Source organism: Pedobacter sp. MC2016-05 (assembly GCF_026239735.1).
Lineage (GTDB): Bacteria > Bacteroidota > Bacteroidia > Sphingobacteriales > Sphingobacteriaceae > Pedobacter.
The window spans coordinates 1-24,452 of the sequence record NZ_JAPIVT010000026.1 but is presented as its reverse complement, the minus strand read 5'-3'; the positions used below and the strand labels follow the sequence as shown (position 1 = coordinate 24,452).

16 protein-coding genes are annotated in these 24,452 nt (G+C 37.2%); 14 read left to right on the top strand and 2 right to left on the bottom strand.

The features are described 5' to 3' along the window. Positions 1-18: 18 nt before the first annotated feature. The 3 genes from OQZ33_RS22085 (at position 19) to OQZ33_RS22075 (ending at position 5,402) form a co-directional block, all read left to right on the top strand. Positions 19-1,008: an SH3 domain-containing protein gene (locus OQZ33_RS22085; protein WP_265801657.1), complete on the top strand. Its 990-nt coding sequence runs from the start codon at positions 19-21 to the stop codon at positions 1,006-1,008. 321 nt (positions 1,009-1,329) lie between these two features. After that, entirely contained in the window at positions 1,330-3,264 is a 1,935-nt protein-coding gene (rpsA, locus tag OQZ33_RS22080) for a 30S ribosomal protein S1 (protein ID WP_056851431.1), read from the top strand. Between the two features lie 467 nt (positions 3,265-3,731). Beyond that, positions 3,732-5,402: a beta-N-acetylhexosaminidase gene (locus OQZ33_RS22075; protein WP_265801655.1), complete on the top strand. Its 1,671-nt coding sequence runs from the start codon at positions 3,732-3,734 to the stop codon at positions 5,400-5,402. 288 nt (positions 5,403-5,690) lie between these two features. Here OQZ33_RS22075 and OQZ33_RS22070 read toward each other — a convergent pair whose 3' ends face one another. Then, positions 5,691-6,086, bottom strand: coding sequence for a thiol-disulfide oxidoreductase DCC family protein (locus OQZ33_RS22070; protein ID WP_265801654.1), 396 nt, complete (start codon positions 6,084-6,086; stop codon positions 5,691-5,693). Positions 6,087-6,341: 255 nt separating this feature from the next. On the opposite strand from OQZ33_RS22070, the gene pyrR reads away from it, so the two are divergent. From pyrR to OQZ33_RS22015, 11 genes are all read left to right on the top strand, one after another. Next, entirely contained in the window at positions 6,342-6,887 is a 546-nt protein-coding gene (gene pyrR / locus OQZ33_RS22065; RefSeq protein ID WP_265801652.1) for a bifunctional pyr operon transcriptional regulator/uracil phosphoribosyltransferase PyrR, read from the top strand. A gap of 7 nt (positions 6,888-6,894) precedes the next feature. Then, positions 6,895-7,824 (top strand): aspartate carbamoyltransferase catalytic subunit, encoded by a 930-nt coding sequence (locus tag OQZ33_RS22060; protein WP_265801651.1) that lies wholly within the window; start codon positions 6,895-6,897, stop codon positions 7,822-7,824. Positions 7,825-8,126: 302 nt separating this feature from the next. Beyond that, complete coding sequence (locus tag OQZ33_RS22055) at positions 8,127-11,150, top strand: tetratricopeptide repeat protein (protein ID WP_265801650.1); 3,024 nt, start codon at positions 8,127-8,129, stop codon at positions 11,148-11,150. A gap of 4 nt (positions 11,151-11,154) precedes the next feature. Then, positions 11,155-12,852, top strand: coding sequence for a hypothetical protein (locus OQZ33_RS22050; RefSeq protein ID WP_265801649.1), 1,698 nt, complete (start codon positions 11,155-11,157; stop codon positions 12,850-12,852). Positions 12,853-12,906: 54 nt separating this feature from the next. Then, entirely contained in the window at positions 12,907-14,379 is a 1,473-nt protein-coding gene (locus OQZ33_RS22045; RefSeq protein WP_265801648.1) for an SPOR domain-containing protein, read from the top strand. Then, positions 14,379-15,083, top strand: coding sequence for a MotA/TolQ/ExbB proton channel family protein (locus OQZ33_RS22040; protein WP_056851440.1), 705 nt, complete (start codon positions 14,379-14,381; stop codon positions 15,081-15,083). The genes OQZ33_RS22045 and OQZ33_RS22040 overlap by 1 nt, the downstream gene beginning before the upstream one ends. Then, positions 15,083-15,484 carry an ExbD/TolR family protein gene (locus tag OQZ33_RS22035; RefSeq protein WP_056851441.1) on the top strand — a complete coding sequence of 134 codons (402 nt, stop codon included), beginning with the start codon at positions 15,083-15,085 and terminating at the stop codon, positions 15,482-15,484. The genes OQZ33_RS22040 and OQZ33_RS22035 overlap by 1 nt, the downstream gene beginning before the upstream one ends. Further along, positions 15,484-16,317: an energy transducer TonB gene (locus tag OQZ33_RS22030; RefSeq protein WP_265801647.1), complete on the top strand. Its 834-nt coding sequence runs from the start codon at positions 15,484-15,486 to the stop codon at positions 16,315-16,317. Before OQZ33_RS22035 ends, OQZ33_RS22030 begins: the two co-directional genes overlap by 1 nt. A gap of 75 nt (positions 16,318-16,392) precedes the next feature. Then, positions 16,393-17,637: a bifunctional folylpolyglutamate synthase/dihydrofolate synthase gene (locus tag OQZ33_RS22025; RefSeq protein WP_265801646.1), complete on the top strand. Its 1,245-nt coding sequence runs from the start codon at positions 16,393-16,395 to the stop codon at positions 17,635-17,637. 69 nt (positions 17,638-17,706) lie between these two features. Next, entirely contained in the window at positions 17,707-19,365 is a 1,659-nt protein-coding gene (gene pafA / locus OQZ33_RS22020; protein ID WP_265801645.1) for an alkaline phosphatase PafA, read from the top strand. 161 nt (positions 19,366-19,526) lie between these two features. Further along, positions 19,527-22,898: a methylmalonyl-CoA mutase family protein gene (locus OQZ33_RS22015; RefSeq protein ID WP_265801644.1), complete on the top strand. Its 3,372-nt coding sequence runs from the start codon at positions 19,527-19,529 to the stop codon at positions 22,896-22,898. Positions 22,899-22,953: 55 nt separating this feature from the next. Here OQZ33_RS22015 and OQZ33_RS22010 read toward each other — a convergent pair whose 3' ends face one another. Next, positions 22,954-23,934, bottom strand: a complete 981-nt coding sequence (locus OQZ33_RS22010; RefSeq protein WP_056851446.1) for an acyl-ACP desaturase — start codon at positions 23,932-23,934, stop codon at positions 22,954-22,956. Positions 23,935-24,452: the final 518 nt, after the last annotated feature.

Genomic DNA, 24,452 nt, shown 5'->3' with positions numbered 1-24,452 from the left:
TGCTAAAATCCCAGAAACATGATTAGAATTTTCTTTTTGATAACTGCTCTTTTTTTGACTTCCAACTTTGTTCAGGCCCAAGAAACTTATCGGGTGAAAGCAGACAAATTGCGAGTGAGGGCGAGCAGTGATCCTAAAAGCAAAGTGGTAGCTAACCTACTGCAAAACGAAAGTGTTACTATTTTAGATGCAAGCGATGCAAAATTTTATAAAATAAAAATCAAAAGTGGTGAAGGTTGGGTAAGTAAAGATTTCATCGAAAAAGTTCCTTCCACTACTCCGGCTTCAACGTCTCCGGCAACAACTCCACAAACCACAACGGTGCAAAATAGTTCAGCTGATAGCACAGCCGATGTTATTTATCGCGTAACTACTGATAACTTAAGAGTTAGACAAAAAGCGGATCCAAAAAGTAAAGTAATTGGTTATCTACCCGAAAATGAAAATGTTGCTGTTATTGATTCAGCTGATGCCAGTTATTTCAAAATTAAGGTTACCAATGGCGAAGGCTGGGTAAGTAAAGAATTTTTAGTGAGGGTTTCGCCAGTTAAGGCTCCAATTAAAAAGAACACTACTTCCATCGAAATCCCTTCCATTGATAAGGATTATTCTAATATTATCTTTTTCGTGCTTGTTGCTTTGGTAATGGGCACTATTTTGTATTTCATTTTCAAATATTCCAACCAAAATAAAATTCTGATTGGTATTTCAGCCATTGTAGTTTTGGTAGTGATTTATTTTTGCTTCGTTACTTTTATCCAACCTAAAAAAGTTTCAGGCACATTTATAAGCGATAGCGAAACCCAATATAAAACATTCGATTTCGGTACAAAAGACTCCGTTATTGTTAAAGATACTTATACAGATTCTACCTTCACTACCAAATATGTTATCGAAGGTGATATGATAAAGTTATATGACCAACAAAACATGATTCTCCTGTTAATCAGAGATGAGAACACATTGATTGGAGAAGGATTTACCAGGGGAACCTTTACGAAGAAGTAATTTACTTATGAGTTTCTTTCACAATCTTTTGTTTCTAAACCCGGTAGCAGCGGCAGCCCAACATTTTTCTTCGGGGCTACAGCGAATAACGGGACCTTAGTGAGGGAGAAATGCTGAATGCTCATTTTCAAATCATTATATAAATCATATCAATATTATTCGAATTTTACGATCTAGATGCTGAAATAAATTTAGCATGACGATTGGTAGAATTATAATAACCTAAAAATCAGCAACATTTATTAAAAAAATCTTTTCTATTAATTAAAATATTTTTACCTTTGCTCTCCCTAAATAGGGAAAAAAGGAGACAATTAATTAATGGCTAAAAAACAAGTAGCAGAAAAAGAATTAGCAGCTAAAACAGCTGAACTTCAGGGAGAAGGCGGACGCCTGACTGAAAAAGAAACTATTGAATCAGAAGCTGATTCAGTTTCGATCGAATCGATCAAATCATCATTAGCAACACCAACCGAAGATTTCGATTGGGATGCAGATGAAAAAGTTTTCGGTAATTACAATGATGCAGACCGTAAAAAGTTTGAAGATATGTATGCTGGAACATTCAATCAGATCACTAAAGGTGAAATCATCAGCGGTATCGTTGTTTCAATTAACAACAAAGACGTAGTATTAAACGTTGGTTTTAAATCAGACGGTTTAGTTTCTACTTCAGAATTCCGTGATACACCAGATCTTAAAATCGGCGATTCAGTTGACGTTTTCGTTGAAGCACCAGAAGATGCTAACGGTCAACTGATCCTTTCTCGCAAAAGAGCAAAAACTCAAAGATCTTGGGAAGCTATTAACGAGGCTCTTGAAAATGATAGAATCATCAACGGTTTCGTTAAGAGCCGTACTAAAGGTGGTTTAATTGTTGATATTATGGGCGTTGAAGCTTTCTTACCAGGTTCTCAAATTGATATTAAACCTATCCGCGATTACGATGTTTACGTTGGTAAAACAATGGAATTCAAAGTTGTTAAAATTAACCATGAGTTTAAAAACGTAGTAGTTTCTCATAAAGTGTTAATTGAAGATGATTTAGAATCGCAAAAAGTAGAAATCGTTTCTAAATTAGAAAAAGGACAGGTATTAGAAGGTACTGTTAAAAATATTACTGATTTCGGTGTGTTCATCGATTTAGGTGGTGTTGATGGTTTACTTCACATTACTGATATTTCTTGGGGCCGCATAGAGCATCCAAAAGAAGTATTATCATTAGATGAAAAAATCAACGTGGTTGTTTTAGACTTTGATGATGAGAAAAAACGTATCGCTTTAGGCTTAAAACAATTAACTCCACACCCTTGGGAAAACTTAAGTGCTGACATTCAAGTTGGTTCTAAAGTAAAAGGGAAAATCGTAACTGTTGCAGATTACGGTGCTTTCTTAGAAATCATCCCAGGTGTTGAAGGTTTAATCCACGTTTCTGAAATGAGCTGGTCACAAAACTTAAGAAACCCACAAGAATTCTTAAAAGTTGGTGATGAGATCGAAGCTGAAGTTTTAACTTTAGACAGAGACGAGCGCAAAATGAGCTTAGGTATTAAACAATTATCTAACGATCCATGGCAAGAAGTTGCTGCTAAATTCCCAGTTGGAAGCAAGCACAAAGCAACTGTTAAAAACATGACTAACTTCGGTGTTTTTGTGGAAATCGAAGAAGGTATTGATGGCTTAATCCACATCTCTGATTTATCTTGGTCTAAAAAAGTAAACCACCCTAACGAATTCACTAAAGTTGGTGATGTATTAGACGTTGTTGTTTTAGAACTTGATGTTGATAACCGTAAATTAAGCTTAGGTCACAAACAATTAGAAGAAAACCCTTGGGATACTTTCGAAACGATCTTCACTTTAGATTCGGTTCACCAAGGAACAGTTGTTAAAGTAACTGATAAAGGTGCTGTTATTGCTTTACCATATGGTGTAGAAGGTTTCGTACCAACTAAACACATGGTTAAAGAAGACGGTACTTCGGTTAAAGCAGAAGAAACTAACGATTTCAAAATCATCGAGTTTAACAAAGAAGCTAAACGCATCGTTGTTTCTCACGCTCGTATTTGGGAAGAAGTTAAAGCTGAAGCTGTAGCAGAAGAAAGAAATGCTAAGAAAAAAGAAGCTAAAGCTGCTGTAACTGCAGTTAAGAAAGTTAAAGATTCTGTGGAGAAATCTACTTTAGGAGATTTAGACGTATTGGCTCAATTGAAATCGCAATTAGAAGGCGAAGAAAGCAAAGCTAAAAAAGGCTAGCTCTCTTTAACTCATAAATTCAAAAGCTCTCGATGAAAATCGGGAGTTTTTTTTGTTTCAAGCCTTACTCTATGAAAAGCCTCACCCTATTTAAGTCAGTAGTTTTTGCTATTTAGCGGTAGTCCCTTTCCTGGAAGAGAGGAAAACGGTGGAAAATGGTTTTAACCAATTTTGCTTTCCAATGCTCAGAAATCACTTCCTTTAAGGATAGGGGTAGTAGACAGGAATTCTACTTCTAACTTTAATAGGGTAAGGTTTTTGAAACCGAAAGCAAGTACTATATCGGTAACTCCTGCCCCGCTGTTCGCTTAATCTTTTCCAAACCTATAAGGTCTTTGAGACCTTATAGGTTTAATAAAAAGGATTTCACTCCCATCGGGTTTAGGTAAAACCGGTACTTCGTTATCCCAAACCTTTACTTTCATCCATTTAGAATTATTACTTTTGAAAAAGGAAACCATTCTATTATGAAGAAGATCATCTTTTTGTTTTTATCATTTGCTTTTTGCCACAATCTTTCTGCCCAGGAAGTAAACATCATTCCACAGCCTGTAAGTATTAAAACTGGCTTAAGCACAGAAAAATCAATTACAATAAATGCAAATACACAAATCGTTGTACTTGATTCTGCTATGGTCAATTCTGCAAATTTTCTAAATGATTATCTTCAAAATTATTATAACCTTACGTTAAATATCACCAAAGTCATCCCTACAAAAAATTTTATTAGCTTAATCTTAAACACAAGAATAAGCGACTTCGATGATTCTTATGTTCTAAGTACTACTGCTAATGGGGTTTCTATTGCTGGTACTTCAGAACCTGGCGTTTTTTACGGCATACAGTCATTCATTCAATTGCTACCAACACAGAGCGCCGAAACCTTAACTATACCATTAATCAATATAATTGACCATCCACGTTTCGATTACCGCGGAATGCATTTGGATGTTAGTCGCCATTTTTTTGATGTAGACTTTGTAAAACAATACATCGATTACTTAGCATTGCACAAAATGAATTATTTCCATTGGCACTTGACAGATGACCACGGCTGGAGAATCGAGATTAAAAAGTACTCGAAGCTCACCGAAATTGGTGCCTGGCGAAAAGGCAGCATTATTGGCTTATGGCCAGGAAAAGGTAATGAAAACATTAAATATCAGGTTTTGCCAACAGCAATTAATATCACTCCGAAAGATGCCCTGATCAACACTGATGGAATTAAACATGGTGGCTTTTACACACAAGAACAAATAAAAGACGTAGTTGAATACGCGGCGAAACGCTACATCACTATCATCCCTGAAATCGAAATGCCAGCACACAGTATGGCAGTTCTTGCCGCATACCCCGAATTAGGAACCGAACCGGATAAAAAATATACCGTTGCCGAAACATGGGGAATGATGAATAAATACAATAACGTTTTGCAAGCTTCAGATACAACATTCAAGTTTTTTGAAAATGTGTTAGCAGAGGTAATGGATTTATTCCCATCGCAATACATTCACATTGGTGGCGATGAAGCCTCTAAAGTTTGGTGGAAACAATCTCTTGTTTCTCAACAAATTATGAAAGCAAATATTTTAAAGACGGAAAGTGAATTACAAAGTTACTTCATCCGCAGGATTGAGAAATTTTTAAATAGCAAAGGCAAAACCATCATTGGCTGGAATGAAATTTTGCAAGGTGGCTTAGCACCAAATGCAGTAGTAATGAGTTGGCAAGGTGAAAAAGGCGGCATTGAAGCAGCGAAACAAAACCACAAAGCCATCATGACCCCAGAAAATAAAATGTATTTTAACCATGCGCAGTTTGTTAAAGAAGATAGCTTAACAGCTGGTAAACCTTCACTTTTGGCTGACGTCTACCACTATGAGCCTATTCCTGCAGAACTTGATGCAGAGCAGGCGAAATACATCTGGGGTGGCCAAGGCTGTTTATGGACTGAGTACATTACTAGTCCGGGAAAAGTTCAGTATCAGTTATTTCCCAGATTAGATGCTTTGAGCGAAATCTTATGGAGCCCAAAAGAGAAGAAGAATTACGCTGATTTTAAAAAACGTTTGAAAACACAATTTAAACGATACGATTTGATGGGAATAAAATATTCAAAAAAGTATCTTGAAAATTGATTATCTAACATTACACTCCATAAATAACTGTTTTTAACTTCAATAGAGTTCCTTCTAATAATTATTCCAATCTTTGCCTCAAAATTAAACTATGCGTAAAGTCTTTGCAGTCATTTGCACCTTGATTACTCTATTTGTACTTAAAGAAACGATAAATATTTTCATTACCGATGAGACAGATATTGTTAAACAGCGAAGCATATTTATCGTAATTTCCTTGAGTATTTCAATCCCTATGGTGATTTTAACATTTTGGCTTTGGAAACCTAAAAATAATCAGAAACAGGATTAATCGATAAACTTCTGCCTTAGTTCTGCTGTGGGTAGCCAGCAACTCTCCTGCCTGCCCCACCATTTATAGCGGTTTTTGGCGATAATGTCGTAAAACCAATCACGAATGAATTTTGGAACCAGGATAAACACATAGAGTATTGGCCATAAGCCGTTCAATTTTCTGGCTATCTTTAACGCAGCTGTTGATTTTGTATAAAGCTGACCATCTTCAAGTAGAATAATAGAATTAAGTTGACTTAGATCGACATTTAATTTGGGCAAGAAAGCCTTGGCGTATTCACCCTGCAAAGCGGTAAACTTAAACAGATTTTTCTTGTCACGTTCAATCGCAAACTGGACAGAAGCATTACAGAGGTTACAAACACCATCGAAAAAAATTATCCTCTCCATTCACAAATATAAAAACTTCAGCGCTTATTATATTTCGAATAAACACTTGCAAATGTAATTTAAGGTTAGGGAATTCAAATCACAGCCTATTTACTTGAATAGTAGATCAGTTGTGCTAATAAGATTCCAATTTTCCATATAAAATCAAAATCCAACAAATTAACAATCAAATACTTTAATAATTTGCAGGGGGAACTTTCAATTTTCTGCTTTCAACTTTCTACTTTTTCCCTATATTTGCCCAATCCTTCTTCAATGCAAAAGAAAACAATTCTTGACGGACAAAAAATTCAGATTACAATTAAGAGGCTTTGCCATCAATTAATTGAAAACCATGACGATTTCGCAAATACCGTTTTGATTGGCATCCAGCCGCGCGGGATTTTTCTTGCCGATCGCATTCATCAAGATCTCGAGACCATCTTAAAGAACAAGAAAATTTTAAAGGGAAACCTCGACATCACTTTCTTTAGGGATGATTTTAGGCGCAAAGACGGATTGGTAACTGCAAGTAGCAATTCCATTGATTTCATTATTGAAGGGAAAAAAGTTATCCTTATTGATGATGTTCTTTGGACTGGCAGAACCATTAGAGCTGCGCTTGATGCCTTGCTCGCTTATGGACGCCCGGAGAAAGTAGAACTATTGGTACTTATTGATCGTAGGTTTAGCAGACATTTACCTATCGAACCTGATTATATTGGCCATCAGGTAGATAGCTTAAACTCGCAGCAAGTGAAGGTAACTTGGGCAAGTGAAGGAAGTGAAGATAAAGTGATTTTATTATCCGAAAAACAATAATATAAAAATGGCAGCCGACAAACTATCAACCCGACATCTTTTAGGCATTAAAGATATTAACCGGAATGATATCGAATTGATTTTCGAAACTGCAGATAATTTTAAAGATGTAATTAATAGGCCAATCAAAAAGGTTCCTTCACTTCGTGATATTACCATCGCCAATATTTTCTTTGAAAACTCAACCCGTACCAAACTTTCTTTCGAATTAGCTGAAAAAAGGTTATCAGCAGATGTGGTTAATTTCGCCGCATCGTCTTCATCGGTGAGCAAAGGAGAAACCTTAATTGATACGGTGAACAACATTTTATCCATGAAGGTCGACATGGTGGTAATGCGTCATCCCTATGCAGGAGCAGGTCAGTTTTTGAGCAAACACGTTAAAGCGCAAATTGTAAATGCCGGAGACGGTGCTCACGAACACCCAACCCAAGCTTTACTCGACGCTTTCTCCATCCGCCAGAAATTAGGCGATGTGACTGGAAAGAAAGTGGTTATTGTTGGGGATATTTTGCACTCTCGGGTAGCAATCTCAAATATTCTCTGCCTACAGCGTTTAGGTGCAGAAGTGATGGTTTGCGGACCAACCACGTTAATTCCAAAACACATTCATCAACTTGGAGTGAAAGTTGAACATAACTTAATTAAAGCGCTGAATTGGTGCGATGTAGCAAATATGCTTCGCATTCAATTGGAGCGTCAGGATATTAAATATTTTCCGTCTTTAAGAGAATACGCCATGATGTATGGCCTTAATAAACAGATTCTCGATAACCTCGATAGGGAAATCATTATCATGCACCCAGGTCCGATTAATCGTGGTGTGGAGATTACAAGTGATGTTGCCGACAGCAAGCAATCTATCATTTTAGAGCAGGTAGAAAATGGTGTGGCCGTTAGAATGGCTGTACTTTATTTACTGGCAAGCCAAGGGTAAATTAGTTTACTAGTCATTGGTTCGTTAGCCATTGGTTACTAGCGGGCGACACATTCTGGCAAGTTAAACTTTGACTAATAGTTAACCTATTACCCAATCAATTGCTTAGATAATTTTGGCTCATTTCACCAATGAACTAATGACTATTGAACTACTCAACCACTCTAATTTTCAACATTCAACTTTCTTCTATACCAATTTTGAAAACCCTTCGTTTACTTGTGTTATTAACAGATGTTAATTACTTATGTTGATAAACCATGATACTATTTCTAATTTAGTACCAACCATATTTGAAACCGATGCAGAAAAAATACTTACTAATTCCGCTATTCATGGCAGGAAGTTTTATCACTTATGCGCAAGTTAGTGCAGTGCAAAACCTCAATAAAAACTACCAGACTGGCTTAGAATTATTAGACAAAGAAAAATATACCGCTGCTGCACAGCAGTTTAAACTTGTTGAACAAAAAAGCTATAAACCGTCTACACAAACCGAAAGCAATGCCGAACTATCTCTACTTAAAGAGAATGCAAAGTTTTATGCAGCAGTTTGTGCATTAGAACTAACTAACAGTGATGCAGAAAGTTTATTCCAGGCTTTTATCCGTGATTATCCTTTAAATCCAAATACCAAACTGGCCTATTTTTATGTAGGAAAAACTTATTTTGGTCAAAAAAATTATAAAAAGGCACTAGAATGGTTCGAAAAAACTGATCCGTCTACCCTATCAGCCAAACAACGTAACGAATATCAATTTAAACAGGGTTACGCATATTTTGAGTTGCAAGACTATGAAAAAGCAGAACCACTATTTGAGAAAGTAAAGAAAGAGGAAGGCGATTTCCAAGAAAGTGCAACTTATTATTTTGCTTATATCAACTACCTAAATAAAGAATACAAAACGGCATTAGCTAATTTTGAAAAGCTAAAAGGATCCCCAACCTATGAAGCAAGTTATCCATATTACATCACTTCGATGTATTACCTGGACGAACGCTACGATGATGTAATTAGCTATGCACTAGAATCTATTCAAAAAACCAAACAACAGTTCGAACCTGAAATGTTGAGTTTAGTTGCCGCTTCTTACTTTGCGAAATCGGAATTTAAGAACGCTGAAAAGTATTTTTTAGAGTTTTATGCTAAAGATAAAAGCGAAACCAAAAACAACTTATTCATTTACCAATATGGATATTCGTTGTTCCAGAATAATAAGTATAAAGAATCTGTTGCCATTTTAGAAAAACTAAACAACGATGACATTTATCTCCAAAATGGAATGCATACTTTGGGTAAGGCATTTATCCAATTGGGCAACAAACAAAAAGCGCAAAGTGCATTTTTCAGAGCTTCACGTTTAGATTTTGATAAAACCATTCAAGAAGAAGCCTGGTTAAGTTATGCCAAGTTAAGCTACGAGTTAGATTTCCATCAACAAGCTTTAGAAGCAACACAAGGATTTTTGAAAACTTTTCCAAAATCTCGTAAAATTAACGAAGCCAAAACGCTATTAGGAGAAGTACTTTTAACCACTAAAAACTATCAGGCGGCAGTTGATATTTTGGAACCGATTCCGGATAAAACCCTTGAGGCTAAAGAAGCCTATCAAAAGGTTACTTATTTCCGTGGTTTAGAATTTTATAATGAAAGAGCATTTCCGAATGCCTTATCAATGTTTTTACGTTCTGATAAATTTGCGGAAGACAATGAGATCCACGCTTTAAATACTTATTGGAAAGCCGAAGCCATGTACGAATTGCGGAAATATGGCGAAGCCGTTTCTACGTTCGAAAAGTTTTTGAAAATGCCTGATGCCGATAAAACCGGCGTTTATAATTTTGCCAATTATGCCCTCGCCTATTCTGCATTTGAGGATGAGAAATATGCCAAGGCAGCAACCTATTTCGAGAAATTTCTTCAGGGAAATGATAAAGATCAAAAGACCATTGATGATGCAACTATTCGTTTGGCCGATTCTTATTTCGTAAATAAAACTTACGGAAACGCGATGACCAATTATAACAGAATCATTGACAGGCATACTACATCTGAAGATTACGCCACTTTTCAAAAAGGAATGATCCAGGGTTTGGAAAACCAATACGATGCGAAAATTGCGACCATGCAAACCTTGTTGTCAAAATTCCCCAACTCTAATTACGCAGATGATGCAGGTTTTGAAACAGCTTACACTTATTTTAACAAAGGCGATTTTGATAAGTCAAAATCTGATCTGGTTGCTTTGGTGGCAAAATACCCACGTAGCAGTTATGTCCCAAAAGCATTAGTGACTATTGGATTGGTTCAATACAACCAGGATCAGGATGATGTAGCTTTAGAATCCTTCAAAAAAGTAATCCGCGATTATCCCACGTCTGAAGAGGCTAAACAATCGATGGAATCTATTAAAAACATTTATGTAGATAAAGGTGATGCAAATGGATTTATCCAATATGCCAACACCACTCCACTAGGCAACTATTCAAATAATGAGCAAGACAATATCATATTTGCGGCGGCGAATAACCTTTACTTAAAGGGCGATGCCAACGGCGCTTTCCAGGCGGTCAATGCTTATTTTGATAAATTCCCTAAAGCTAACCACGAAAAAGAAGCGAAATTTATCAGAGCTGAATCTTTAGTTAAACTAGGCCGCCCTGATGAAGCAATACCTGATTATGAATTTATATTAAATGATTGGACAAGCGACTATACCGAAAGATCACTAGTGAGTATTTCTCAATTGTTCCTCAACCAGAAAAAATATAATGAAGCAATTGTTTATTTGAAACGATTAGAAACTACAACAGATTACAAAGCACATTACAGTTTTGCCATCAACAACTTATTAAAAGCATATACAGCTTTAAATATGCCTGATGATATGTTGAAATACGCTAAGCTGACCAACGAATCTGAAAAAGCTTCGGAAGAAGAAAAGAATAGTTCTGGATTGTTTTCTGGTAAAGCTTATATGCTAAAAGGAGATACTACAACGGCGGTTAAAGAATTCAAAAACGTTGTGGCTAAAACCAAGACGGCTGCTGCTGCCGAGGCAAAATACAACCTTGCACTTATCGAATACAACAAAGGCGATTTCAAAACATCAACTAAAACATGTTTTGATATTGTGAACAACATGGCTTCACATGATTATTGGGTAGCTAAAGCCTTTATCTTGTTATCTGACAATTATGTTGCCCTGAAAGACAACTTGCAAGCAAAAAGTACACTTCTAAGTATAATTGATAATTACGAAGGAAAGGATGATATCATTCCGACAGCCAAAGAGAAACTAGAAAAACTAAACCAGAAGAAGTAGAATTATGAAGTCGATTAAATATATATATAGTTTGCTGTTTTTTGCTGCTGCTGGTTTAACAACTGCCCAGGCACAGGAGAAGAAAGCTGAAGAAAAGGCCGTAGTGAGTGAGGAGATTGAAGTTGTTCGCCCTTACAAACCTATTTTGGCTGAAGCCGTTAAACTGAGAAGAAGTCCGAATTTGGATGACGTAAAAACTTATAAAGCGAAATTAAATTACAGCGTAACAGACAAAAAGTTAGAGCTAAACAGTGATATTCAAAAATTACAAGCGCAGCAGCTTGCAGAAGAGAAAGCAAGTATCTTAGTAAATAATTATGTGAAAGGCGCATTTGGTTCACTTTCTACATTATTAGGTGAAGCTTACTTTAATACGGGAAAAGATGAAGGTTTACAGCTTGGCGGTTATTTTAAACATTTTAGCCAGGAAGGTAAAATAAATAAACAAAACAGTAGTCAACAACAATTAAGCATTTTTGGCCGTAGTATTTTAGAGGAAAATACAGTAAGTGGACGTTTAAATTTTGAAAGAAATGGCACCTACTTTTACGGCTTGGATAATGCAAACCCAACCTTAAATCCAAACCCTGAGAAACAAGCTTTGACGCTTTTAGAATTAGAGGGTGAGTTGGTTAAAAACTTCACCGAAGATGAGGACGCATTGAGTTATGCGGTGAAAGCTAATGCTTATTTATGGAATGACCGTTTTAACGCTAAAGAAAGTTATCTTTCATTAAATGGATACCTAAACAAAAGAATCAGTTCATTTAATTTAGGTTTGGCAGCATCTACAGAGTTTGGGAACATCAAAGATGCGCTAACAAGCGTGGGAAATAACTTACTTCGCTTAAATCCATATATCCGTTTGCAGGTTAAAGGAGCAAAAGTTACGGCAGGAATAAATTTCGTTCAGGAATTCGGTGCATTCAGCAGTTCAAGAATTTTCCCAGCAGTAACTGCTGATTTCATCCTCATACCTGATTATCTGCAGGTTTTTGGAGAAGTTAAGGGTGATGTAAACAGAAACTCAATGAAGGGCTTAACAGATGAAAATCCGTGGCTAAATAGCAATATCTTGATTAAAAATACGGTTGAAAAGTTAAGTATTAGTGCGGGTATTAAAGGAACTGGTGGACCAGGCTTTGGCTACAAAGCCCGTTTTTACATGAAGCAGTTTGACGATCTTCCTTTATTCATTAATAACTTCGATAATTTTAACAAGTTTGATGTGATTTATGATTTTGGCAAATCCAAACTGACTGGCTTAGAAGGTGAAATCTCAATACAGGTAAGTGATGCATTAAAGTGGACTGGGAAGTTGAATATTGATGATTGGAAGCCTGCTCAAGAAACTTATTCGTGGTTTAAACCAGGATTAAAGGTTAGCTCAAACTTCGTTTATACTTATAATAAAAAGCTGAGCTTTAATGCAGCTGTGGTAATGCAAGATGATGTAAAAGCGAAAGTTAATGTTCAACAACCGGTAAATCCACTACAGTATTTGGTGCCAAACACCAGCATCGAACGGATAGAAACAGTTAAAGGATTTGTAGATTTGGGCATCGGCGCAGATTATCGCATCAACAACAAATTTTCTGTTTTTGCAAAAGCCAATAACCTGTTAAATTCTAAATATAACCGCTTTTTATATTATCAGGTTAACGGGTTAAATGTTTTCGGCGGACTAACCTATTCATTTTAAATACATTAAATTAATTATTGCGTAGGTTTAGAAAAAACGCTTAATTTTACCGGAATGGATATCTTATCATACCTTTTGGAACTTTTGCAACAGCGCAAAGAAGTTGGCATTACCGGCTTGGGCACCTTCTATAAAAAGAAGTTTCCAGGCAGGTACGATAAGGAAAAACAATCGTTTTTGCCACCCAGTTATGCCCTGGCGTTTACGTCTGATGTAGAAAATGATGACGCCCTAACCAATTTTATTGCTTCTGAAAGAAATATTTCTGTCGAAAGTTCATCTTATTACATTTCACAGTTTATAGATGAAGTGAACCAAAAACTAGAAGTGGAACATGAGGCTGATCTTCAAAATTTGGGTCGATTATATTTCACTGAGCACGAAGGCTTGAGCTTCGATGCGGCTAAAAATATAAACTACGGATCAGAATTTTATGGTCTACCCGCATTGCCTGAAATCATTTCAGATCAGCAGCAAACAGATGCCACTGACAAAGATGATGAGGTATATGATGAAATAGCTGAAGCACCAAACGCACCTATTCAGCCTAAAGAAACAGCGCATATACATCCTATTATTGAAAATGTAAAATTGGATGAAGTAGAAGATGATTTGCGCAATACTTTAAAACACACTACAAAATCAGGCGAAGAAGTTACTGATGCGCCAGATTTTATAAAAGAACAACATACTGAACATCCAAACAGATTTGGCCATACTCCGGAAGATGAGGAGGCAGTAAGGGCTTTGACACACGAGGAAATCGAGGTGCCAGAAAGTATTGTTCAACAACATGAAGAACATCCAAACCGTTTCGGGCACACGCCAGAAAGCGAAGCGGAAAAAACTTATATTAATCTGGAAGATGAAACTCCAGAAGATGAACCTGTAATTGCAGCGCCTGAGTTTATTAAAGAGCAACATGCCGAGCATCCAAACCGATTTGGCCACGATCCGATTGTTCAAGAAACCTTCGAGGAAGAAAAAAGACCTATTTGGCCAAAAATACTCCTCATCATTCTGGGAATTCTTTTGATTGGAGTGATCATTTATTTTATCAAACCAGATTTGTTTAAGCAGCAGGCTGCGTTACAAACTACCACACCTGCAGTTTTGCCAGATTCTCCAAAAACAGAAATAGATACTGCAAAGGCAAAACAAGATTCGATAGCTAAAACAGATAGTACTTTAAAAGCGAATCAAATTGCTACGCCAAAAGTTGATTCTGCAAGGCTGAAAAAAGTTAGTCCAACTCCATCTAATGCTCCTTTGGGTACAGAGAAATCAATGTTTCATGTAATAGCAGTTTCTTACGAAACAGAAGCAGCAGCATTAAGATACATTGAAAAAGTAAAAAAAATTGGTCTGAATGCGACTATTGCAAAAATGGAAGGCAGGAGAAAAAAGGTGAGTATTGCAAGTTTCCCCACTAAAGAAGAGGCAGAAAAGCAAAAAGAAATTCTACAAAAACGATTAAAAGGAACAGGATTTTACGTTAAAGAAATAAAAAACAACACACAACCATAATGATAACTTTATTAATTCAAGACACCACACAAGCACTTCAAGATACAGCGAATGCAGTTAACCAGGCACTAACTCAACCAGAGCCAGAATTACATTTCATTGATCTGCTTTTTAAAGGTGGATGGGTGATGCTACCTTTGGCATTATTAGCCTTTTTAGCCTTAATCATATTCGTTGAACGTTATTTAACCATCAAAAAGGCCACGAAAGATGAGTCGAATTTGATGGGACAAATCAGATCATATATTCAATCTGGAAATTTAGATGGAGCAATGTCACTGTTAAGAAATAACAACTCCCCTCTTAGTCGCATGTTGCAAAAAGGCTTAAAACGCATTGGCCGCCCCATTAAAGAAATTGAAGGTGCTATTGAAAATGTTGGTAAACTAGAGGTTGCTAAACTGGAGAAAAATATCAGTATTCTAGGTATTGTTGCAGGTATCGCTCCAATGTTGGGTTTCGTAGGTACCATCGTTGGGGTAATTACAATTTTCCATCAGGTATCCATTAAAGGTGCTATTGAAATTGGGACTATTTCTGGTGGTTTATATACCAAAATGATCACTTCAGCAACAGGTTTAATCATTGGTATTATCGCATACGTACTTTACCATATTCTAAATATCATGGTAGAAAAAATCATCCTAAAAATGGAAACGGATGCAATTGACTTTATTGATTTATTAGAAGAGCCAGGTAAATAATGAACTTACGTAAAAGAACAAAAGGGTCAGTAGAAGTACACACTTCAGCGTTGAACGATATTATGTTCTTCCTGATGCTGTTCTTCTTATTGGCATCTGCAGTGGTTAATCCAACTGTAGTAAAACTGTTGTTGCCGCAATCGTCAAGCGGGCAGCAATCTACTGCTAAAAAAGCAGTTACAGTTACTATAGACGAAAATTTAAAATATTCCGTTGATAAGAAACCAGTGACAATGGAGCAATTGGAGCCAACTTTAGCCGCTTACCAAAAACTGGCTCCAGATATGACCATCCTTTTGTATGTATCTCGTAATGTTACTTATCAAGATGGTTTTGTTGTTAATGATATCGCAAATAAGTTAAAATTGAAGCTTGTTGTGGCTGTTGAGCCGAAAAAATAATGGATTACAAAGCACAAAATATAAATAACGAAGAAAACAATTATCCGAAGGCGATTGCCATTTCGAGCGGGATAATGGGCTTTTTATTATTGATTAGTTTTTTTATTGTAATCAATTCTTTTCAACCGCCTGAAGATTTAGGCATGGGTGGTATGGTGGTTAACTATGGTACCTCTGCCGAGGGGATGGGCGATGACTATACCAGCATAGAGGAGCCTTCTGCAGATCCAAATGCAAATGGAAAAGCACCTGATAAGGTAACCCCCGAAGAAAAAGTTACTCCTACAACAACTACAGAAAATTCTGACAAGGAAGTTCAGACTCAGAATACGGAAGATGCGATTGCGGTAAATACAAAACCTACAAAAGCCACAAATACCGCACCGACCACCGTTACGGAAGATAAACCTTCGAAACCTGTAATCAATCAAAATGCACTTTATAAGGGCAAAAAAAATACCGGCCAGGGTCAGGGAGATGGAACGGGCAGTACAGCTGGTAACCAGGGATCGGTTAACGGTGATCCCTTAGCACCGAATTATGGTGAAGGAGGATCTGGTTATGGAAATAAGCCCATTGAGCTTCGACGTTTTTCTAACCTGGTAATTCCGAAAGATGATGGACAAGTTAGAGGGCGAATTGCCATTAGAATATATTTTAATAAATCTGGAAGAATTACTGATGCCAGGCAAGAACTGAAAGGCTCTACTATAACTGATAGAGAATTGGTTGAGAAATGTGTTCAAGCGGTAAAAAACTCTTCTTTAACAAGCTCTGGGGTGGGTGGAGATAACCAAACCGGAGTGGTAGTTTTCAACTTTAAGGTTAACTAAAACATCTATTATTATAATTCAGCATCTGAGGTGAATTACCAGCAAACGCTTGACTATTTATATCGCAAACTCCCAATGTTTACACGTGTGGGGGCTTCTGCTTTTAAAAAAGACCTCACTAATACCATTATATTCTGTAATGCTCTTGATAATCCCCAGGATAAATTCAATAGTATACATGTTGCCGGTACAAATGGAAAAGGTTCCACCTCGCATATGCTTGCGGCAATTTTACAAGCCGAAGGTTATAAAACTGGTCTGTATACTTCTCCTCATTTAAAAGACTTTCGCGAGCGTATCCGCATTAACGGAGAAATGATTAGTAAAACGGAAGTGGTTTCCTTCGTAAAAAATCAACAAAAGTTGATAAACGAAGTAGAACCATCTTTTTTCGAAGTCACTGTTGCACTGGCTTTTGATCATTTTGCAAAACATAAAGTAGATATTGCGGTTATTGAAGTTGGTTTGGGGGGCAGGCTAGACTCAACCAACATCATTCAACCCGAACTTTCGGTTATTACCAACATCAGCATGGACCACACCAATATGCTGGGCAATACCATAGAAGAAATTGCTGGAGAAAAAGCTGGCATCATTAAAAAGAATACACCGGTAATTATCGGTGAAACGCAAGCTAAGTCGGCTTCGGTTTTCCAAAAGAAAGCAAAAGAAATGAATGCATCAATTGTTTTCGCCGATGCACAAATAAAAGTTAAGGATTTTAAGATCGTTAACACGAAATTATCGTTAAATATTGATCAAAATCATCAGATCAGATTTAAGAATTTGATAACAGATTTAACGGGCACTTATCAACAAAAGAATATTTTAACTGTTTTAAAAGCCGTTGAAATTCTGAATGTGTTATCTACTTTCAGGGTATCAGATAAGAGTATTTATAATGGATTAAAGCAAGTTAAGAAATTAACCGCATTACAGGGCCGTTGGCAAACTCTATCTAAAAATCCATTGGTTATTTGCGATACCGGCCACAACGAAGCTGGAATTGCTGAAGTGATAAAGAACATTAACCAAACATTATTCGAAAATTTACATATTGTTTTCGGCATGGTAAAAGACAAGGATATTTCAAAGGTACTATCCATGATGCCAAAAAATGCAACCTATTACTTTTGCAAACCGGATCTGGAAAGAGCGATGAATGCTGCTGAACTTAAAGCGCAGGCACTAACTTATTCACTAATTGGAAATAATTATCCATCGGTTGTTCTGGCTAAGGAAACAGCTGTCAAAAATGCTAAAAAAAACGATTTGGTTTTTATTGGCGGTAGCACATTCGTTGTTGCCGAAGCGTTATAAAATCTTTACATAATCTTCAAAATTTCTTCATTTGAAAAGTGTTACTTTAGTCTTTTAACTAAAAACAGAATGAAGAAAATTTCTTATTTACTTATTTCCCTATCTATTTTTTCCATTACATCCGCAAATGCTCAGGCAAAAAAAGCCACGCCCAATACAGCTAAAGCTTTCCCAAGCGAAGTTGCTCGCCCAAAATTAGTGGTGGGTTTAGTTGTCGATCAAATGAGATGGGATTATTTATATCGCTTTTATAATCGCTATTCAAATGGCGGATTTAAGAGACTAATAAACGAAGGTTTTTCGGTTGAAAATACGCTGATTCCATACACGCCAACTTACACAGCTGTTGGTCATACCACCATTTACACTGGTTCAGTTCCAGCAGTTCATGGCATTATCGGTAATGATTGGTACGATTCAGAAACTAAGAAAAACGTGTATTGTACAGAAGATTCTACAGTTGTAACCGTTGGAAGCAACCCTTCTTCTGAAGGTAACATGTCACCTAAAAACATGCTTACCACAACCATAACTGATGAATTAAGATTAGCAACAAACTTTAAAGGAAAAGTTATAGGGATTTCTTTAAAAGATAGAGGTTCAATCCTACCAGCTGGTCATGCAGCAAATGCAGCTTATTGGTATCAGGGAAGCACTGGCAACTGGATTACAAGCAGTTATTATATGAAGGAGGTTCCGATGTGGATTGCTGACTATAATAAAATGAAGCTTGCAAATAAGTTCTATGCAAAAAATTGGGAAACACTATATCCAATTAACACCTACACAAACAGCACAGCTGATGAAAAAGCTTACGAAGGCAAAAACAATGTGTTTCCTCATCTCTTAACACAAAACATCGATAAAAACTTTGATGCTATTAGAAGTACGCCATACGGTAACACCATCACGTTAGACCTAGCAAAACTTGCAATTTTATCAGAAGATCTGGGACAAGATAATATTACTGATTTTCTTGCAGTAAGCTGTTCTTCAACAGATTATGTCGGTCATGCTTACGGACCAAATTCTGTGGAGCTTGAAGATACCTATTTACGTTTAGACAAAGATTTTGAAGATTTCTTCAATTATTTAGATAAAAAAGTGGGTAAAGGAAATTATACCCTATTTTTAAGTGCCGATCATGCGGTTGCACATGTTCCTGCCTTTATGAAAGAAAATAAACTGCCGGCAGGTATTGTAAGTGATAGAGATATTGTTTTTAAATTGAATGCTTTTTTAAATGAAAAATTCAAGGTTAACAATGTGGTTTTAAAATCAATGAATAATCAAATTCATTTCGATCACGATAAAACTGATAACGGAAATGTAAGTTTCGATGTGATTAAAGCTGCTTCAATCGAATTCCTGAAAAGATTAGAGGGATTTGCAAACGTAGTTGATGTGTCGAGAGTTTCCCTAGCAACGCTACCTGAAGTTCAAAAAAGAATGATCACAAATGGCTATAATGCTCGCAGAAGTGGCGATTTATACTATATTTTAAATCCAAACTGGTTTAATGGCAGCAGCACAGGTACTACTCACGGCAATTGGAACCCTTATGATGCGCATATTCCATTAGTGTTTATGGGCTGGGGAATTAAACCTGGGGCAACGAATAAAACACATTACATGACAGATATAGCACCGACCTTAGCTGCGTTGCTACATATCCAAATGCCAAATGGCACCGTAGGTGAACCCATCACAGAAATTACCAATAAATAAACAACGAAGCCAACTAGATTTAGTTGGCTTCGTTGTTTATAAAGAGTATCAATACCATTATAAAAGCACCAAATTGCAAGGATTTGCTACATTTGTTCATCCAAATATAGTCTCAATAAGCATTGCAGAATTTCATTTTGTGAGATCTTAAATCCTATAGTATGCAACAAGTAGAAATATACAAGCCAAAAAATAAAATTCGTTTTGTCACTGCCGCTTCCCTTTTTGATGGTCATGATGCAACCATAAATATTATGCGTCGAATTTTGCAATCATCCGGAGCTGAAGTAATTCATCTTGGTCATAATCGCTCTGTTGATGAAGTGGTAAATTGTGCTATTCAAGAGGACGTTCAGGGAATTGCAATGACATCGTATCAAGGCGGGCATATCGAATATTTTAAATATATGTATGATTTGTTGCAGGAACGTGGATCTGGTCATATCAAGATATTTGCAGGCGGAGGTGGGGTAATCTTACCAACAGAAATCGAAGAACTGCAATCCTATGGAATCTCCAAAATCTATTCACCCGACGATGGAAGAAAGATGGGATTGCAGGGAATGATCAATGATATGTTGATCAAAACGGACTTTGTAACCAAGGCAGAAATCACAGATGAACTAACAACAATTCCGAATAAAGAAATCACGGCAATTGCTGGAGCAATAACAGTAGCCGAAAATGATCCCGAAGGGGCTCAGGAATTTGTTAACGAGTTAAAAAAATTATCGCTAAACAACAATGCTCCTATTCTCGGTATAACGGGAACGGGTGGTGCTGGAAAATCTTCGCTGGTAGATGAATTGGTGCGCAGGTTTTTGGTTGAAGTGCCTGAGAAAACCCTTGCCATTATTTCTGTCGATCCCTCGAAAAGGAAAACTGGTGGTGCCCTTCTTGGAGATCGTATCCGCATGAATGCAATCAATAATCCGAGAGTTTATATGAGGTCGCTTGCAACTCGACAAGCAAACCTTGCATTATCAAAAAATGTACAGGAAAGTATAGACATTTGCAGAGCTGCTGGTTACGACCTTATTATTGTAGAGACTTCTGGAATTGGCCAGTCTGATACGGAAATTACCGAACACTGTGATGTTTCTCTATATGTGATGACACCTGAATTTGGTGCAGCTACACAGCTCGAAAAAATCGACATGCTCGATTTTGCTGACCTCGTGGCTATCAATAAATTCGATAAGCGTGGCGCTTTAGATGCACTTCGCGATGTAAGAAAACAATATAAGCGCAATCACAACATTTTTGATGCGAAGGATGAAGAGATTCCCGTTTACGGAACCATGGCTTCGCAATTCAACGACCCTGGGATGAACAATCTATTTGTGGCATTGATGGACAAAATCAGAGTCAAAACAGGTACAGATTTCAAGGCAAAAATGGAACTCACTTCAGATCAGTCGGAGAAAATCTACATCATTCCACCTGATAGGATCCGCTATTTGGCTGAAATAGCAGAAGCAAGCCAAATGTATAATGAGTGGGTTGATAAACAGGTTGGTACAGCGAGAAAGATGTATCAGCTTAAAGGCGTAATCGATTTGGCTGGTGAAAATGAGTCTTTAGGACTGGGCAGCGGTTTAGCAAATGCTTACTCTTTTTTTGAAGAACAGTTAAACGGTGATTGTAAACGCTTATTGCGCCAATGGCCCGATACAAAACGAGCTTATAAAGAAGAGTATTTTATTTATAAAGTTCGTGATAAAGAAATTAGGCAACCGTTATTTTACGAGTCACTATCTAAATTACAAATCCCAAAGGTTTCACTTCCGCGTTATGAAGATTGGGGGGATGTGTTAAGATGGTTGTTAACAGAAAATCTTCCGGGAGAATTTCCTTATGCGGCAGGCGTATTTCCGCTTAAACGTGAAGGCGAAGACCCGACAAGAATGTTCGCCGGCGAGGGTGGCCCCGAACGGACCAACAAACGTTTTCACTATGTATCACTTGGACAACCAGCTCATCGCCTGTCTACAGCATTCGATTCCGTAACTTTATATGGTGAAGACCCTCACATTCGGCCAGATATTTATGGTAAAATTGGTAACTCAGGCGTAAGTATCGCAACCATAGATGATGCTAAAAAACTGTATTCAGGTTTCGACCTTTGTGCACCTTCTACATCGGTTTCGATGACAATCAATGGCCCAGCGCCCATGTTGTTAGGATTTTTCATGAACGCTGCGATAGATCAGCAATGTGAAAAATACATTATTGAAAACGGTTTGGAAGCTCAAATAGAACAAAAAATCCAGGAGATTTATAAAAATCGGAATGCGGAAAGACCGATGTATAACAGCGACTTACCAACGGGTAACAATGGTCTTGGCTTAATGCTACTCGGTGTAACGGGTGATGAAGTATTGCCAGCAGACGTTTATTCAAAAATTAAGGCAAAGGCCATCAGCTCAGTCCGTGGAACTGTACAGGCAGATATCCTTAAAGAAGACCAGGCTCAAAACACTTGCATATTTTCTACCGAGTTTGCTTTGAGGATGATGGGCGACATCCAAAAATATTTTATCGATGAAAAGGTAAGGAATTTTTATTCCGTGTCAATTTCAGGTTATCATATTGCCGAGGCTGGAGCAAATCCAATTTCACAACTTGCTTTCACCTTAAGTAATGGTTTTACATTTGTTGAATATTATTTGAGTAGAGGCATGCATATCGATGAATTTGCGCCGAACTTATCTTTCTTTTTCTCTAATGGAATCGATCCGGAGTATGCGGTGATTGGTAGGGTAGCCAGACGAGTCTGGGCAAAAGCCATTAAAAACAAATATAAAGGAAACGATCGTTCACAGAAACTGAAATACCATATTCAAACATCAGGCAGATCATTACACGCACAGGAGATTGATTTTAATGATATCAGAACTACTCTGCAAGCACTCTATGCGATTTACGATAACTGCAATTCGCTCCACACTAATGCTTATGATGAAGCCATCACTACCCCTACCGAAGAATCGGTACGCCGAGCGATGGCAATCCAACTCATCATCAACCGAGAACTGGGCTTGGCAAAAAATGAAAACCCATTGCAGGGCGCTTTTATTATTGAAGAATTAACCGATCTGGTAGAAGATGCCGTGCTTCAGGAATTTAAGAGAATAAATGATCGTGGCGGCGTTTTAGGAGCCATGGAAACCATGTATCAACGTGGTAAAATCCAGGAAGAAAGCTTGTACTATGAAACCTTGAAACACACTGGAGAGTTTCCAATAGTTGGGGTAAATACTTTCTTAAATAAAAATGGTTCTCCTACTATTGTTCCTGGCGAAGTAATTAGAGCTACTGAAGAAGAAAAGCAGTATCAAATTTCGGCACTTCAAAAATTTCAGGATCGAAACGAGAATAAATCTTCGTCGCTGCTTAGACAGTTACAAAAATCAGCAATTTCAGGAGAGAATATTTTTGAGCAGCTGATGGAAGTATGTAAGGTTTGTTCGCTAGGTCAAATTAGCAATGCCCTTTATGAAGTAGGCGGCCAATACCGCAGAAACATGTAAAACAAAAAAGGGTTCTTCTTTAGGAAGAACCCTTTTAAAAATATATTTATATCATTTAGCCTGCAATCCAGGTAAACTTATAATCCATAGTTGGATTTTTCATACGCTCAGCAACACGTAACAAACGAGAAGGTAGAGCCATAATATAATCACGAGCCTTTTCACCCGCATCATTTAAATCACGCATCCCCTCTATTTTCCAATCTTCAATCAGCGATTGCATGATTTCAACGTAATCAACAGCCGTATAAACACCTAAACGTTGTGCCGCATCAGTAAAATGACCGAAGGTTTGTCCAATTTTTAAACCAACCTCACGTAAAAAGTGAGCGGGCATTACAATCTTCTTACGCATCATGTCTTCAAAGGCAATCATAGCTTCATTCGGATCAACCTCAAAAATACGATTCATGAAGTCTTTATAAGCCTTAGCATGTCTCGCCTCGTCAGAGGCAATGGTTCCACACATTTTAGATAGCAAAGTATCGCCATCTTTTTTAGCCAAAGATGCCACACGTCTATGTGAAATATTAGTAGCCAACTCCTGAAAAGAAGTATAAATAAAATTACGATAAGGGTCATGTCCTGTACCGATATCAAAACCATCTGCAATCAGATATTGAGTAGAAATCTCCATCTGGCGCATATCCACCCTGCCCGACAAATACAAATACTTATTTAACAAGTCACCATGACGATTTTCTTCAGCGGTCCAGTGTCTGTTCCATTTCATCCATCCGCCATCTTCTTTCATACTTGGCCCCTGAACCATGGCTAACCACGATTCATAGGTAGGTAAAGCTTCTTCGGTGATGGTATCACCAACTAAAACTGCTACTAAATCGTAAGATAAATCTTTGGCATTCTCCCTTAAAATCCTTATGTCCTGATAAAAGTTTTCACTCGTAGAATCAGGAAGAAAATCTGATGGTTGCCAATTGGTGTCAATTGGTTTAAGATAGGTTTCCATCATATCAAGCATATATTTTTCAATATGCACCATTACTTCCCTTCTTTTATCTGCAAAAAAACTCATTATACGTGTTTATATATTGTTGTGTCAAAGATAACCAAATATTATGGCAAACTACAGGTTAATAACACATTTACAACGATTCAGTTTCAAAATCATTGGAAAAAGGTGTCTATAAGTTGTTTTTGGAAAAGAACAGGGCAGTTTCATTTGTTCTTCATCCCCACTGTTCCTTCAATCTTTTTGTTTTAGGGTATATTGGCTTTGAGCGGTAGCGGTATAAAGAGGATTTTCGCACCATTAGGTTTATCAAACTTAGGGTGGGTGTTTCATCTGTCGGGCCTGATTTCCCGCAGGTATTCAAATTAGTCCACCCAGCTATATCACCTATATGCCCTCCTATGGCTCAACAACTCCAGGCAGACCTGTGATTATGTAGCCATTAAACCAATAAAACGATAGTAGCATTCTTTAAAGACAGTTGCTCTCTGTTCCTTATTCATTATTCTTTTCTCCCCATGGATTACAGAAACGGTTATAAACGAGGAAACCCCATCAGCTGTTGCTGATGGGGTTCTCGT

Coding starts and splice junctions, on each gene's coding strand:
- OQZ33_RS22085 (WP_265801657.1), top strand. CDS start 19: ATGATTAGAATTTTCTTTTTGATAACTGCTCTTTTTTTGACTTCCAAC.
- OQZ33_RS22035 (WP_056851441.1), top strand. CDS start 15,083: ATGAACTTACGTAAAAGAACAAAAGGGTCAGTAGAAGTACACACTTCA.
- pafA (WP_265801645.1), top strand. CDS start 17,707: ATGAAGAAAATTTCTTATTTACTTATTTCCCTATCTATTTTTTCCATT.
- OQZ33_RS22040 (WP_056851440.1), top strand. CDS start 14,379: ATGATAACTTTATTAATTCAAGACACCACACAAGCACTTCAAGATACA.
- OQZ33_RS22060 (WP_265801651.1), top strand. CDS start 6,895: ATGGCAGCCGACAAACTATCAACCCGACATCTTTTAGGCATTAAAGAT.
- OQZ33_RS22030 (WP_265801647.1), top strand. CDS start 15,484: ATGGATTACAAAGCACAAAATATAAATAACGAAGAAAACAATTATCCG.
- OQZ33_RS22055 (WP_265801650.1), top strand. CDS start 8,127: ATGCAGAAAAAATACTTACTAATTCCGCTATTCATGGCAGGAAGTTTT.
- OQZ33_RS22015 (WP_265801644.1), top strand. CDS start 19,527: ATGCAACAAGTAGAAATATACAAGCCAAAAAATAAAATTCGTTTTGTC.
- OQZ33_RS22075 (WP_265801655.1), top strand. CDS start 3,732: ATGAAGAAGATCATCTTTTTGTTTTTATCATTTGCTTTTTGCCACAAT.
- OQZ33_RS22070 (WP_265801654.1), bottom strand. CDS start 6,086: ATGGAGAGGATAATTTTTTTCGATGGTGTTTGTAACCTCTGTAATGCT.
- OQZ33_RS22025 (WP_265801646.1), top strand. CDS start 16,393: ATGTTTACACGTGTGGGGGCTTCTGCTTTTAAAAAAGACCTCACTAAT.
- pyrR (WP_265801652.1), top strand. CDS start 6,342: ATGCAAAAGAAAACAATTCTTGACGGACAAAAAATTCAGATTACAATT.
- rpsA (WP_056851431.1), top strand. CDS start 1,330: ATGGCTAAAAAACAAGTAGCAGAAAAAGAATTAGCAGCTAAAACAGCT.
- OQZ33_RS22050 (WP_265801649.1), top strand. CDS start 11,155: ATGAAGTCGATTAAATATATATATAGTTTGCTGTTTTTTGCTGCTGCT.
- OQZ33_RS22010 (WP_056851446.1), bottom strand. CDS start 23,934: ATGAGTTTTTTTGCAGATAAAAGAAGGGAAGTAATGGTGCATATTGAA.
- OQZ33_RS22045 (WP_265801648.1), top strand. CDS start 12,907: ATGGATATCTTATCATACCTTTTGGAACTTTTGCAACAGCGCAAAGAA.